At 61.7% G+C, this 14,021-nt stretch carries 10 protein-coding genes and 1 pseudogene; 7 read left to right on the plus strand and 4 right to left on the minus strand.

Features of this window, described 5'->3' with window-relative positions:
- Positions 1-171 precede the first annotated feature (171 nt).
- Positions 172-1,236, minus strand: a complete 1,065-nt coding sequence (gene fbaA, locus GYM67_RS09025; RefSeq protein ID WP_220236533.1) for a class II fructose-bisphosphate aldolase — start codon at positions 1,234-1,236, stop codon at positions 172-174.
- A gap of 273 nt (positions 1,237-1,509) precedes the next feature.
- Between fbaA and GYM67_RS09030 the strand changes: the two genes are divergently transcribed.
- The 7 genes from GYM67_RS09030 to rlmB all read left to right on the plus strand — a co-directional run bounded on the left by GYM67_RS09030 (position 1,510) and on the right by rlmB (position 10,220).
- Positions 1,510-2,502: a nucleoside hydrolase gene (locus tag GYM67_RS09030; protein ID WP_220236534.1), complete on the plus strand. Its 993-nt coding sequence runs from the start codon at positions 1,510-1,512 to the stop codon at positions 2,500-2,502.
- Positions 2,503-2,515: 13 nt separating this feature from the next.
- Positions 2,516-3,919, plus strand: coding sequence for an MFS transporter (locus tag GYM67_RS09035; RefSeq protein ID WP_220236535.1), 1,404 nt, complete (start codon positions 2,516-2,518; stop codon positions 3,917-3,919).
- Between the two features lie 508 nt (positions 3,920-4,427).
- A complete protein-coding gene (locus GYM67_RS09040) occupies positions 4,428-5,699 on the plus strand; it encodes an InlB B-repeat-containing protein (protein ID WP_220236536.1) in 1,272 nt (423 codons plus the stop codon).
- 558 nt (positions 5,700-6,257) lie between these two features.
- A complete protein-coding gene (dcd, locus tag GYM67_RS09045) occupies positions 6,258-6,839 on the plus strand; it encodes a dCTP deaminase (protein ID WP_220236537.1) in 582 nt (193 codons plus the stop codon).
- Positions 6,840-7,377: 538 nt separating this feature from the next.
- Positions 7,378-8,022, plus strand: a complete 645-nt coding sequence (locus GYM67_RS09050) for an NAD(P)H-binding protein (protein ID WP_220236538.1) — start codon at positions 7,378-7,380, stop codon at positions 8,020-8,022.
- 102 nt (positions 8,023-8,124) lie between these two features.
- On the plus strand, positions 8,125-8,892 hold the full coding sequence (locus GYM67_RS09055) for a carboxymuconolactone decarboxylase family protein (protein WP_220236539.1): 768 nt from the start codon (positions 8,125-8,127) through the stop codon (positions 8,890-8,892).
- Positions 8,893-9,227: 335 nt separating this feature from the next.
- Positions 9,228-10,220 carry a 23S rRNA (guanosine(2251)-2'-O)-methyltransferase RlmB gene (rlmB, locus tag GYM67_RS09060; protein ID WP_220236540.1) on the plus strand — a complete coding sequence of 331 codons (993 nt, stop codon included), beginning with the start codon at positions 9,228-9,230 and terminating at the stop codon, positions 10,218-10,220.
- Positions 10,221-10,638: 418 nt separating this feature from the next.
- Here the strand turns inward: rlmB and GYM67_RS09065 are convergent.
- The 3 genes and pseudogenes from GYM67_RS09065 to GYM67_RS09075 form a co-directional block, all read right to left on the minus strand.
- Positions 10,639-12,000, minus strand: a pseudogene (locus GYM67_RS09065) (DUF4032 domain-containing protein); the annotation flags it as partial.
- Between the two features lie 171 nt (positions 12,001-12,171).
- Complete coding sequence (locus GYM67_RS09070) at positions 12,172-13,299, minus strand: ABC transporter ATP-binding protein (protein WP_220236542.1); 1,128 nt, start codon at positions 13,297-13,299, stop codon at positions 12,172-12,174.
- 201 nt (positions 13,300-13,500) lie between these two features.
- Positions 13,501-13,899 carry a carboxymuconolactone decarboxylase family protein gene (locus GYM67_RS09075; RefSeq protein ID WP_220236543.1) on the minus strand — a complete coding sequence of 133 codons (399 nt, stop codon included), beginning with the start codon at positions 13,897-13,899 and terminating at the stop codon, positions 13,501-13,503.
- Positions 13,900-14,021: the final 122 nt, after the last annotated feature.

The following is a 14,021-nucleotide window of genomic DNA, read 5'->3' on the forward strand; positions in this document are numbered from 1 at the left end:
TATCCACTGGTCGCCATCCAAGGAAATGACGGCAAACCATCCATAGACGAGCCTAACCCTACGTATGGAGCGCAAGACCGACCGACTCAGGCATCATAAGGCCTGAACGGGCTCAGCAGCCAATCGTGGCTTCCACGCCCGCAAGATCCTCCTGGTACGGCCGGTTGTCAGTCATCTCATGGCACGTCCCGCGCTGCCCAACTGCTGGCAGGCCTCGACTACACGAGCCGCCATCCCGTCCTCGGCCTGGCGTCCCCAGGAACGGGGGTCGTACTCGCTCTTGTCGCCGACCTCTCCATCCACTTTGAGGACCTTGTCGTAATTAGCGAACATATGCCCTGCCGCGGCCCTGGTGAAGGCGTACTGGGTGTCGGTATCCACATTCATCTTGACCACGCCATGAGCGACGGCGGAGGCGATCTCCTCCGGCTGCGAACCAGAACCACCATGGAAGACCAAAAGGAAGGGCTTATCAGCAGGGGAGCCCGGGGAGGGTATGCCGCCAACCTCTCCCTCGGATACGGCTCTGGCGGTCCTGGCCTGGATCTGCCCCAGCAGGTCGGGCCTCAGTTTGACCACACCGGGCTTGTAGGATCCGTGCACGTTGCCGAAGGTGAAGGCCACCATGTAGTGGCCGCGCTCGCCCAGACCCAGGGCATCAACCACCTTGAGACCGTCCTCGGGCGAGGAATAGAGCCGCTGGTCGATAGCGGCCGAATGACCATCCTCCTCGCCGCCGACAGTGCCTACCTCGATCTCCAGGATGGTGTGGGCGGCCCGGGACTGCTCCAGCAGCTCTGCCGCCATGGCCAAATTCTCCCGCAGAGACAGGCTGGAACCGTCCCACATGTGCGACTGGAAGAGTGGATCCTGACCGTGGGCCACCTGGTCCTTCTCGTAGGCCAGCAGAGGCCGAACCCATTCGTCCAGGTACTTCGGGGCACAGTGGTCCGTATGCAGGGCCACGGTGATGCTCGGATAGCGGGCGATCACTTCATGGGCGAATCTGGCAAAGGCGATGGAACCAACCACCCGGTCGGCCAGGCGCTGTCCGGAGAGGTAGGCGGCACCTCCCACCGAGACCTGGATGATCCCGTCGGACTGAGCGTTATCCAATCCCTGCAGGGCCGCGTTCAGAGTCTGCGTGCTGGTCACATTGATGGCGGGATAGGCGTAGGACCCCCGTCTGGCCGCATCGAGCATCGCCACATACCGTTCAGGAGTCGCTAAAGTCATACCCTCATTATCGTCGGCTGCAAGGAAAATCGGCAAAAGACCCGCTGCCGCAGACACCACCGATAGATCGCAGGTCTCTGCCCTGATGGCGAACACACCACGACGCGCTTTGACAAGCCTCCAAGCCGCGGGTAGTTTAGCTGCGTACAGTTTGATGAAACGTTACATCAAACAGGTTGTTTGTTTCACAGCAGTAACGAATCAGCCTAGGGAAGGCACGACATAGGTAAGCAGAAGGTTGGTGCTGCCCATCCTTCTGGGAAGGAGACCAACGTGTCAGCAAGTAAGGAAACCGTCCGCAAGATCATTCTGGATCTGGACACTGGCATCGATGACACGCTGGCTTTGTCCTACGTCCTGGGTTCCCCGGATGCCGAACTGATCGGGATCACCGGCACCTACGGCAACGTGGTGCTCGACCAAGGCGTCGACAACGATCTGCGGCTGCTGGCCATGTACGGCAGGGAGGACATCCCCGTCTTCAAGGGGATCGACCACCCCAGCACGACCGACTCCTTCAGCGTTCCGCCGGACTCCGAGATCTTCCACGGGGCCAACGGCACTGGAAATGTTGAAATCCCAGCACAGACCGATCGGCAGGCCAGCCAGCAGAGCTCGGTGGACTTCATCATCGACGCAGTCCGCCGTTACCCCAAGGGCGAGCTGGCCGTGGTGCCCACCGGCGCCCTGACTACCATCGCCGCCGCCCTGGAAAAGGCCCCTGACATCGTCGACCGCATCAGCATTGTTATGATGGGCGGCACTCTGACCCAGCCTGGCAACGTGGGACCCTTCGCAGAAGCCAACATCAACCAGGATCCTGAGGCAGCCAACCGGGTCTTCGCCACCACCGCAGACATCACCATGGTTGGTCTGGACGTGACCACCCAGGCTCTGATGAGCCGCGAGGACACCGAGGCCCTGCGCGCCACAGGCACCAGCGCCGGCCGCTTCCTGGCAGACATGACCGACTACTACATCGACATCAGCGAAAAAGAGAGCGGGGTCTACCTGGGGGGCTGCAACCTGCACGACCCCCTGGCCGCCGCCGTAGCCATCGACCCCAGCCTGGTCACCACCTTCGCCACCAACCTGATGGTCGAGACCGAAGGACCACAGCGGGCCCGTACCATCGGTGACCCCAGCAGGCTCCTGGACACAGTCAAGAACACCAAGGTTGCCCTGTCGATCGACACCGAGCGGTTCACCCGGCGCTTCATGGACAGGCTTCTGACCCTGGTGCGCAAGACCGAGAACGAACGATAGAAGGACGGCAGTCATGAGCGAATCCATCACCACCGAGACTACCGAAGCGACCGTTGATGAAAACCGCCGCAGCACCAAGCGGGCCCTGCCGGCCCTGCTGACCATCTTCCTGCTGGGCACACTGATGATCCAAGCCTTTAACCTGGTCTTCCAGAACGTGGGCGACTCCTTGGGAATGTCCGCCAACGCCTCGCTGATCAGCACCCTGCCTGGCATCGTCCTGGGCGTGGTCTGCATGCTCTACGGAACCCTCTGCGACTACATCTCCCCTCGGAAGATGACCCTGTTCGGCGTGGGCGCCCTGATCATCGGCAGCCTCCTGGGCTTCTTCGGCGCATCGAATTTCTGGGCCGTGGTCCTGGCCCGCATGATCCAGACTGCGGGTGGCCAGGTGGCCGGCTCGGTCTTCCTGGTCATGGCCATGAAATACCTGAGCGACAAGGAGCGCGCCTTCTATCTGGGTATCTTCAACGCCGTCTACTACGCCTCCTCTGCGGTGGGCATCTTCGCCGGCGGCCTGATCACCTCCATCGATTGGCGCTACCTCTTCCTGGTACCGCTGGTCTCCATTCTCCTGATCCCTCCGGTGCTCAAGTACACGCCTGACACCGGCATCAAGGGTGAGCGCATCGACGTCTTCGGCATCGCCCTGTTCGCGCTGATCGCCGGGTTCGTGGCCGTCTACTTCTCCTTCCCAGCCACCTGGATGCTGGGGGTGCTGGCCGTCCTGATCCTGATCTTTGCCGGCTATGTCTGGAAGGGCGCCAACCCCTTCCTGAGCCGAGGGTTCGTGACCAACGGCGCCTACATGGCTGTCCTGCTGGCCCTCTTCGTCTTCTACTTCTTCAACTTTGCCTGCGTGCCCATCTACAACGTGATCGGCGACCGGATCTACGGGATCTCCCTGAGCCAGGTCTCCCTCTGCCTGACAATCGTCTACATCGTGGCCACCCTGGTGGGCTGCCTGTCCGGAGTCATCATGAACGCCATGGGACGCCTGCCTATGCTGATCCTGTCCGCACTGCTCATGATCGCCGGAGCCGTAGGGTCGGCCCTTTCGCTCACCTCGGGCTTCTGGGTCCTGACTGCGCTGGCTTCGGTCTTCATCGCCGGCATCACCATGTCCTACACACCCCTCTACGATTCCTTCTCGGCCACCCTGCCCGTGGACCAGAACGGACGCGGCATCGGCATTGGGGATCTGATGATGAATACCTCGGCCTCCATCGGCATGGCCGTCTACAGCGGACTCATGGCCAATCCCCAATTCGGGTCACATGCTCTGGGGGGTGTCAAGACCGGCATTCAGGCTCAGGTGGCCAACATGTTCTGGGTCATGGCACTGACCGCCCTGCTGGCCCTGATCATCGTGGCCGTCTTCCACAAGGCCATGTCAGCCAAGACTTCCCAGGAGTAAGGCTGGTGTGGCTCACGCATACTTGGTCAGGCAGCCGCACGGCTCGGTCCGCCCTTCCCAGGTTTTGGGATGAGCCAGGCCCAAGCGCGGCACCCGACCGCACGAACCGGGGAGGGAGCGGGATTCGTACTACTTTCGGCAATGTGATAGTCCCCCTCTTCCCTCAGCCGCCGAAAGTGAGATGATCGCTGATCCCTCCCCCACGGAGAGCCCCCGCCATTGCCATAACTGGCGGGGGCTCTTTCATATCTACGCCCGACAAGAACCGATTGGGGCGTTTGACAGCGGCAGGCTCCTGGTATGGACTGCATGCCTGCCGGCGCCCGCTGTAACGGCTCTCGTAAAAGCGGATGCGGGAATGGCGAGCTACAGGCACCCTCGGCCAGAAGTGTTTGTGCGCGTGGTACGGTGGTAGGAACGGCCGGGCTGTCCCCGGCGCGTGGCCACAGCCCGGCCAGGGGGGATCTGACGGGCATGACTAAAAGTTGGGGAGGGGGATTTCTCTATTATGCGTCAGCGTCCGAGCTTGGCGGCCGCCGCTCTGGCCATCCTCCTGGCCCTGTCCTGCGCTCCTGCCCTGGCCGGAGGATCCAGCAGCCCATCGGGAGCAGCCACACCCGCCACCCTGGAAAACGCCGGGAAGCAGGACCCCGAAGCCCCCCGCCCGGATAGCCGGCAGCCCGATGCCGCTGGCAGCACGCTGACTGCCACCCCGCCAGCCCCTTCATCCCCGCTGTCCGCCTCCTCCCCACTGCCGTCATCCTCCCCCCTGGCCGCGCCCGACGCTCCCGGCAGCCGACCGCGGGCCCGGTCGTCCGCAGTCTGGACGGTCAGTTTCGACCCGGCCGGTGGCAGCAGCGTCGGCCAGCAGGCCATCCCCGACAGGGGCCAGGCCAGCCGGCCCAGCCCCGACCCGTCCAAGGACGGATACCTGTTCGACGGCTGGTTCCAAGGCAACATTGCCTACGACTTCAACCAGCCCGTCACCAGCAGCATCACCCTCACCGCCCGATGGACCAGCGAGGACACGCAGCACTGGGCCATCAGCCCCAGCCAAGGACCCACAGCCGGAAACACCAAAACCACCCTCACCCCGCCCAAGCCAAGAGGCATCCGCTTCAGCCAAATCAGCCTGGGCTGGTTTCATTCTGCAGCCATAGGCTCCGACGGGAATCTCTACACCTGGGGAAGCAATGGCCACGGCCAGCTGGGCGACGGCACCACCGCCGACAAGCACACGCCGACCCAAGTCGGCAAGCCCCAAGGCGCAGCAGACGGGTTCACCTGGAAACAAACCAGCCTAGGAGAGAACCATTCCGCAGCATTAGGCTCCGACGGCCAGCTCTACGCCTGGGGAAGCAACAGCAGCGGCCAGCTGGGGCGTGAACCCTCCAACGCCTGGCCGGCCAGCCGGCCAGGACCGGTCGGCTTCCCCGGAAAACCACAAGCCACCAGCATCTGCTTCGACCAAACCCGGCAACAAGGCGCCTGCCTTGCCGCCGGCAAAAACCTGACGCCCAACCCCGACGGCACCTGGAACGCCACCACGCCCGCCTACACGCCAGGCCCCGTCCCCGCAGCCATCGACTGGACCCAGGACGGCAGACAGCAGCAAACCGACACAAGCAACACCTACCGGTACCTGTCCATCGCCAGCCTGCCCCTGACCGGAGGAAACGGCATGCTCCTCCTGCTCGCCACAGGACTGCTCGCCGCAGGAGCCGCCGCAGCCGCCAAAAACCGACGACAACAAACCCAAACAAACACTTCACACGAGTAAGCAGCCCGGGCCACACACCCCCAACACCTGCGGATCATGAGAACCAGGGGGCTGCAACGCAGAGAGGCCCCAAGCCCGCGCGCAATGCCGGCCCTCGGCACTAGCCCACTGCACACCCCTCCATGGCTAGTCTCCCACGTCTCCTCACTCGTCAGCCTGGGGAAGAGACAGACCCCATCACGACCCTTGAAAGAAACCGTCAGACATAAGCCCACCAAGGCACGGCCCATTCGGCATTCGCTGCTTCGCCTGAACCATCGGAACAGTGCTGACCGCCCCAGAACGAAGAGAACCCGGCGGTGCATAAACACCGCCGGGCGAGAGAGAAGAAAGGGAATTCAGTTGTCGGGCGGAGGTCAACCGCCTGGTCGGTTTTTAAGCCAACATCTATAGTAAAGAACAGCCACCTTGTAAGGACTATAGGGTTTTCTGAAAAACTTCTGTGAATCCGAAAGGCCCAAACCTGCGGGCAGGGAGCTGAACCTGGTCAACGGCCGTCACAGGGCTGGCTAGACTGGAAAGGGCCCACCCTGACGACTCTGAAGGAGATACCAAGGCATGTTGCTCAGCGACCATGACATCCTGGATGCCCACCAGGCAGGACATCTGAATCTGGACCCTTGGACACCGGCCATGGTCCAGCCCTCCAGCGTGGATGTTCGCCTGGACCGTTATTTTCGAGTCTTCAACAACCATCAATACACCTATGTGGATCCGGCTGAGGACCAGGGGGCATTGACTGAGCAGTTCGAGGTGCCCAAGGGAGAACCCTGGATCCTGCACCCTGGAGAATTCGTCCTGGGCTCCACCTGGGAGCATGTCAGGCTGGACTCCACCCTGGCTGCCCGCCTGGAGGGCAAGAGTTCGCTGGGGCGCCTGGGGATCCTGACCCATTCCACCGCCGGATTCGTCGACCCGGGCTTTACGGGGCATATCACCCTGGAGCTGTCCAACGTGAGCACCTTGCCGGTCAAGCTTTGGCCTGGCATGAAGATCGGCCAAATGTGCTTCTTCCAGCTCTCCTCGCCCGCCCAGTACCCTTATGGGTCCAAGCACAATGGCTCCCACTACCAGGGCCAGCGCGGGCCAACCCCCTCCCGCTCCTACATCAATTTCTACAAGGCCGACGTTTCGGACTGACGAAGCAAAATGACTGAACTTGTATGAAGCCTGCATGGCGGCATTGACGCAAAGAGCCAGAATGCCGCTACATGAGCTCAACGGCCTGTTCATCCTGGTTTTCATAAGCCGCACTCATTGGGATTCAAATACCCCCCCCCCGCTATGAAGCGTATGAGCAGGGCAAACATAAACCCGCGTTTTCTGCGGGCTCATCCGCAGAATAGAATCGGTACTTCACTCAACGAAGTACCCAGCTTGCTCGATATCTCACTTGATAATTTGCATACAATCTGACCAAGCAGAAGGCTAATGAATTGCGGCCAGGCTTCAGGCTGGAGAGGGATGGCGCCAAAGACCTCGCCCATCTTGGAGCAGAATGGGTAGCGCAGGAACTTGCGGATATCGTTGAAAATGCCGCAGTCCTCCCGCACAGCCTTGACAATGTCCTGGTCCTGGCCATGCCGCTCTCCCGCTCATGTCCCTTGACTTCAAGCCCACTTGAAGGCGTACGGATAAAGAGACAACTGACCACCGACAACTCGCCACGGGAGAATGGATGACCAATCTGCTGACACTGGGCGCCAACGGTCGTATAGCCCGCCTGGTCCGGAAGGACCTGCTGACCGGTGAAAACGACACGCACCTGACCGAGTACCTGCGCATCGCCGACCGACTGCCCGTCCTTGACCCGACCAGGGAAACCACCATCGAGGGGGACGTGAACGACTATCCCCGCCTTGTTCATGCAATGCAGGGCCAGGATATCGTCCTGGCCGATCTTGGCGGGCAATTCGAGCCCATGGCCGACAACACGGTCCGGGCCATGGACCAGGCAGGGGTCAAGCGCCTGATCTGGATTACCGGACTCGGGCTCTACCATGAGGTGCCGGGCGAATTCGGCCGTTGGGTCGAAGAGTCCTGCGGTCATGAGGTCATGGAGGACACCCGCCGGGCAGGACGTCTCATCGAAGATTCCGACCTGGACTACACGATCATCCGCGCCGCCTACATGGATGACCAGCCCGACCGTGACTACGAACTGACTGAGAAAGGTCAACCGTACAGAGGGACGACCGTGTCCCGGAACTCTATAGCGGACCTGATTGAAAAGATCCTGGCCGACCCGGCCGAGCACAGCCGAGCCAGTCTGGGCATATCCCGACCAGGCACCGATGGCGACAGGCCGGTCTGGGTGGGCTGACGGCGTTCCCAACATCCAGGTGCTCTGACCCGCAGCAACCCAAAGACCCGAATATCGTAGATATGCCAAAATGACGGCGGACATGAAAGAAGGAGAACTATCATGGCAATCAAACAGACGGCCGGGCACGATCAGCTCGGCGACTTCGCACCCCTCTTCGCCCACTTCAACGACGACGTGCTTTTCGGCCAGGTTTGGTCCCGCGAGGAGGAACTCTCGGCCCACGACCGGAGCATGATCACCTGCGCCGGGCTGATGGCCATGGGCCTCTTCCCCCAGCTGCAGAGCCACATGAACCTGGCCAAGCGCAATGGGGTCACCAGATCCGAAATGGTGGAACTAATCACCCAGCTGGCCTTCTACGCCGGCTGGCCCAAGGCCTGGAGCGCCTTCAACCTGGCCAAGGAGATCTTCGGCGATGAGGAAGCAACGGCGGACGCAGGCCGATCAGAGGCCATGAACCAGGCAGACGTCCTGCCCGACTCCGGCTTCTACCCCCTAGGGGACCCTGCCGATGGCCCCAACTTCACCGGTCATGCCTGGCTGTACCACCTAACCGAACCAGATGTGGAATGCTCAGCAGGCAACGTCACCTTCGCCCCCGGCTGCTTCAACCGCTGGCACACCCACCCACATGGCCAGCTCCTCCTGGTTACGGACGGTTTGGGCTGGGAGCAGGAAGAGGGCCGGAAGCCTCGGCACCTCAAGCCAGGCGATGTGGTCTTCTGCCCCGCAGGCGTCAGACACTGGCACGGGGCATCGAGGAACTCATCCATGACCCACGTCGCCGTCACCCCGGCCCGGGAAGGCCAGTCACCGGTCGAGTGGCTGGACTTCCCCGATTCCGAACAGGTGGCCGCCCTGGGTTGAACCGCCTTATATGCCTAGACGGAAAATATCTCCAGCGGGAAGGACGATAATTCCAACCGAATCATTGCTGTTTCACCCTTACTGCACGACCAGGCCATACTGCAGCTGATAGCCGCCGTTGGCTCAGCCGGTACCGACGGGCACGTGGCGACGGCAGACGCTCCACCCAGCCTTTCGGCCGGGCCATCTTGGGCTCTTCGGACGAGGACAAATCCAGCAGCGTATCCGCAGGAACCTTCAGATGGCCTCCCTTCTCACCTTCCGGCGCGTGGATGCAGGAATGCGAGGTTGGTTGGCAGACCGGCCGGTTTCCGCCTGCCCCTAGTATGGAGAGCATGGCTAACAAGAAAGGCCCGACCAAGGGTTCGGGCGGCAAGCACCGCAACAAACTGCGCGGCCGAGGGCCTACCCCCAAGGCTGAGGATCGCGTCTACCACAAGGCCTACAAGGCCCGGCAGGCGGCTCAGCGCAGACAAGCGGCCGATCCACGTCTGGCTGCCCGCCGCCGGGCCGACCGATTCACCTCTGATTCCGACGATCTGGTCATCGGCCGCAACGCAGTCTTGGAAGCCCTGCGTGTAGGCGTCCCGGCCAGCCAGCTCTATCTGGCCGCCCGGATGGACCATGACGACAGGACCAGAGAGATCGTGCGGCTGGCCGGGCAGGAGGGACTCAACCTGCTGGAAGCCGACCGCCTGGAGATGAACCGCATCGCCCGGTCCAGCAACCACCAAGGTGTGGTCCTCAAGGTGCAGCCTTACCAGTACGCCTCCCTGCAGAGCCTGGTCGACAGGGCCGAAAAGCACGCAGCCGCCCTAGACGGGGCCGACCAGGAGACCAAGGTTGCCGCCCGCCCGCTGTTCATCGCCCTGGATGGAGTAACCGATCCGCAGAATCTGGGGGCCGTGATCCGTTCAGCCGCAGCCTTCGGAGCCTCGGGAGTGGTTCTGCCCGAGCGCCGCAGCGCCTCGGTCACAGCTGCGGCCTGGAAGGTGTCTGCCGGAGCCGCCGCCCACCTGCCCGTGGCCCGTGTGGTCAATCTGACCAAGGCCATTCAAGGGCTCAAGGAACGCGGCTACTATGCGGTTGGCCTGGACGGCGCAGGCAGCGCCATAGTAGGCGAGACTGGCTTCGAGACTGATCCTCTTGTGGTGGTCCTAGGATCCGAGGGCAAGGGGCTGAGCCGCCTGGTCCGGGAGAACTGTGATGCCTTGGCCTCCATCCCCATCTCCAGCTCGGTGGAATCCCTGAACGCCTCAGTTGCAGCTGGCATCAGCCTTTACGCCGTAGCCATGGCACGCCGACGGTCCGCACACCAAGCCAAATAGCCCTAGGTAGGCACCGGCAATCCGAAGACGGACAGACCCAAGCGGCAACAGTCTGCGTGCAGCGGCCGGCATGCAGCGGACCCTTGCCGCACAAACTCAAGAGTCAGCTGGAGGCCCAGACCGCGTCATCCTGGTCATCCTGGTCGGCAGCCGCATCCAGGCTGCCGGGGGCGTAGACCGATCTCAGCGAGCTCCGGCCGCCATCCGCATCTTCAAAGACTGGTTGCGACGGCACCTCCTCGCCTGCCCGGTCACGATCCTTCTGCGTGCCCGCTCCGGTCTGGCGTCCAACATCGGTTTGTTCAGTCACCCCTCTGTTAGCTGCGTCATGGCCTTTCACTTCATGGCCATTTGCATTTTTGTCAGTCTGATCACGGGTGACTTGCTTACCCTGACCAGCCTGGACATGGGCACCCTGCCAGTTCATCTCGTCATCGACCACACCGGCGTCCGCCTCTTCGTTGATGGTCTTCATGTCCTCGGAATCCAGCCGGTACTCAGGCAGGGACTCACTGATGTAGCTCTGCACGGCCTCGGCCATGGGCACGTCGTGGCCGGCCTTCTCGGCCATCAGCCAGCGATGGGTCAGCACCTCGTGGAAGAACTGGGCCGGTTCGATCTGCGATCGGTATTCCGGTGGAATCATACGCACAGTGGGCTCGAAGACCTCGCGCATCCAGTCGGTGGCCACGATCTCCAGGTCCTCGCCCTGCCGCCAGGTAGATGCCCGGTAAGCATCCAGATCGTTGAGCAGCCGCCGGGCCTGATTCTCCTGCACGTCCAAGCCGGTCAGCCGCAACAGCTTGCGGGAGGCGTAGCCGGCATCGACCACCCTTGGGCGCACCAACACCCGGTTGCCGTTCTCCTCGGTCTTCATCTCCAGCTCGTCCACATCAAAGCCGAGATCGTTGAGCCGGTTGACGCGGCGCTCGATCTTCCACATCTCGTCCGGATCGAAGCTGTCCACGTCCGTCAGAGCGCTCCAGAGGGAATGGTAGCGGTCCACCAGCCGGTTGCCCACGCCAACCTCGTCCACCTCGCCGGCCAGGAGATTGCCGGAGTTCAAATCCATGAGCTCGCCGATGATGTTGGTCCTGGCCAGGTCGATGTCATACTCACGCTGGCCGTCGGTCAAACTGGGGTGCAGATCGCCGGTTTCAGCATCGACCAGGAAGGCTGAGAAGGCATCGGCGTCACGCAGGAAGAGCACATTGGACAGGGAGACGTCTCCCCAGTAGAAACCTGCCAGATGGAGCCTCACCAAGAGGACCGCCAGAGCATCGATCAGGCGCTCGGCCGTGTCCGGACGCAGGTTGCGGGCGAAGAGGGCACGGTAGGGCAGTGAGAACTTCAGGTGCTGGGTGACCAGCATGGCCTCAAGAGGCTCTCCTTCGCGAGTGTGCCGACCGGTGACCACGGCTATGGGATTGACCGTAGGCAGCTCCAGTTTTTGCAACTTGCGCAGGAGCTCGTACTCACGCTCGGCCACCCGCTGGGTGATCTCCTTCATGGCGTAGACATCGTCACCGACATGGACGAAGCGAACCACGTGCCGGGAGATGCCCCTGGGCAGGTTGGCCAGCAGATCCCGCGGCCAGGTGGCCAACGGCCGCTCCCAAGGCAGGGTGAACATCCTGGGATTGGAGCTGGTGGCCGTGATATGCAGGGCAGCCGGCTCCTGCTCGGAGGAGGGATCGGCCGTGGTCTTTATTGAAGTGGCTTTCAAGGCGCGGGGGTCCAGAGAGGAGGCCGTCGCCCGATTGATGTTCACGCTAGTCATGCTTCATCCATCCCATCGCCGCCCATCCTATACGGGAGGAGCCCCGCACGGATGCACCGCACGGGGCTCTTGGTCACCCGGTCAATAAGGAAAGGAAATGATATCAACGATCAATACGGGCCCTGCGGGTCGGCGGGAAACCGTGGCCGAACCTCAGGGTCACAGAAACGCTCAGTTCAGCCGCAGCTCGCTGGCCGGGGAGAACAAGTGCATCTTTTCTGGATCGATGTGGATCTTGACCACATCGCCAACCTTGGGCAGATCACGCGGGTTGACACGGATGGTGGTCAGCTTGTTCTGATCGGACATGACGATGGTCTGCTCAGCTGCGCTGTTGTCGGTCAGAATATTGCCGTAAATGTAGCCGTCGGAGCCTAGGTCTTCCACATTGGCCACCTTCAGCGAGAAGGCATCCGGCTCGTCAGTGCCGGCCAGAGAGGCATCCTCGGGACGGAAGCCCACCACGATCCTGCTCTGATCGTCGGGGGTCAGCTTGTCAACGGCCTCGCGCGGCAGGCTGATGGTATCCTCGCCTATCTTGGCCTGGCCGTTGACCACCGGATGGATGTTGATGTTCATAGAGGGCGAGCCGATGAAGCCGGCCACGAAGACATTCTCCGGCCGGTCATAGAGCTCAGTGGGCGCCCCCACCTGCTGCAGGACGCCCAGCTTGATGACGGCGATCCTGTCGCCCATGGTCAGAGCCTCGGTCTGATCGTGGGTCACATACAGGGTGGTGACGTTGAGCTGACGCTGCAGAGCAGCAATCTGAGTACGGGTCTGAACACGCAACTTGGCATCCAAGTTGGACAGAGGCTCATCCATCAGGAAGACCTTGGGCTGACGCACAATAGCGCGACCCATGGCCACACGCTGACGCTGGCCGCCGGACAGAGCCTTGGGCTTGCGGTCCAGGTACTCGGTCAGATCCAGCACCTCGGCGGCCTTCTCCACCCGCTGGCGAATCTCATCCTTGGGGGTGCCGGCGATCTTCAGGGCGAAGCCCATGTTGTCGGCAACGGTCATATGGGGGTAAAGGGCGTAATTCTGGAAGACCATGGCGATGTCGCGGTCCTTGGGCTGCATGGTCGTCACGTCCTTGTCGCCAATCATGATTCGGCCCTTGTTGACCTCCTCCAGGCCGGCCAGCATGCGCAGGGTAGTGGACTTTCCGCAGCCGGAAGGCCCTACCAGAACAAGGAATTCACCGTCTTTGATGTCCAGACTGAGGTCACTGACCGAGGGCTCATCGTTGCCCGGGTAGATACGAGTGACGTGGTCGAATACCACTTCTGCCATTGTTCATCCTTTCATCGGCAGGTACGTGCCGAACGATCCGTAGTGAAGGGTTGATTTTCACTGTGGTTTCCGTCCCGGGGCCAACACCGACATCGGCATGACCATACGACGGTTTTCTATTTTTGGTTAAGAGAAACTCTCCCTTGAGCCAGTGCCCACTATACACCAAAGACTGAATTCGACGTGCGAACCCTTGCCGGCTCAATCCTTGGTCTTGTCGGAAACTTCGGAGCTGCGCTCGAAGACCGTCCTGGCCACGTTGATCGCGTTGATGACACGCGGGAATCCCACGTAGGGAGCGCATTGGAGTATGGCTTCGACCACAGCCTCCTTGCTCAGCCCGACATTCAGAGCTCCCCGTATGTGAACAGCCAGCTGCGGAGCCGTGTCACCCTGCGTTACCAGACTGCCTATCGTGACCAGCTCACGCTGCTGAAGATCGAGCCCTTTCCTGGTGTATATGTCGCCAAAGGCGAACTCGACAATCCAGCGACCCAGGTCCGGCGCTATATCCTGAAGAGAGTCGATGACAGCTTGGCCTCCCTTGCCGTCAATGGCAGCCAAAGCTTTAGATCCCTTTTCAAAGCGCGAAGCTTCCATGAAGCCCCTTCTTTCTGTTGCTTTGCATATTTCCCAGCCGAGAATATTGTATCAACGCCTGTTTACGCATTATGCCGCCGGCAGTCGAGCCATCTGCGACGATCACGGACGCGAGGAAACGG

It is taken from the genome of Bifidobacterium asteroides (assembly GCF_019469425.1).
Taxonomy (GTDB): Bacteria; Actinomycetota; Actinomycetes; order Actinomycetales; family Bifidobacteriaceae; genus Bombiscardovia; species Bombiscardovia asteroides_I.

Coding starts and splice junctions, on each gene's coding strand:
- fbaA (WP_220236533.1), bottom strand. CDS start 1,236: ATGACTTTAGCGACTCCTGAACGGTATGTGGCGATGCTCGATGCGGCC.
- GYM67_RS09035 (WP_220236535.1), top strand. CDS start 2,516: ATGAGCGAATCCATCACCACCGAGACTACCGAAGCGACCGTTGATGAA.
- GYM67_RS09040 (WP_220236536.1), top strand. CDS start 4,428: ATGCGTCAGCGTCCGAGCTTGGCGGCCGCCGCTCTGGCCATCCTCCTG.
- dcd (WP_220236537.1), top strand. CDS start 6,258: ATGTTGCTCAGCGACCATGACATCCTGGATGCCCACCAGGCAGGACAT.
- GYM67_RS09050 (WP_220236538.1), top strand. CDS start 7,378: ATGACCAATCTGCTGACACTGGGCGCCAACGGTCGTATAGCCCGCCTG.
- GYM67_RS09055 (WP_220236539.1), top strand. CDS start 8,125: ATGGCAATCAAACAGACGGCCGGGCACGATCAGCTCGGCGACTTCGCA.
- rlmB (WP_220236540.1), top strand. CDS start 9,228: ATGGCTAACAAGAAAGGCCCGACCAAGGGTTCGGGCGGCAAGCACCGC.
- GYM67_RS09070 (WP_220236542.1), bottom strand. CDS start 13,299: ATGGCAGAAGTGGTATTCGACCACGTCACTCGTATCTACCCGGGCAAC.
- GYM67_RS09075 (WP_220236543.1), bottom strand. CDS start 13,899: ATGGAAGCTTCGCGCTTTGAAAAGGGATCTAAAGCTTTGGCTGCCATT.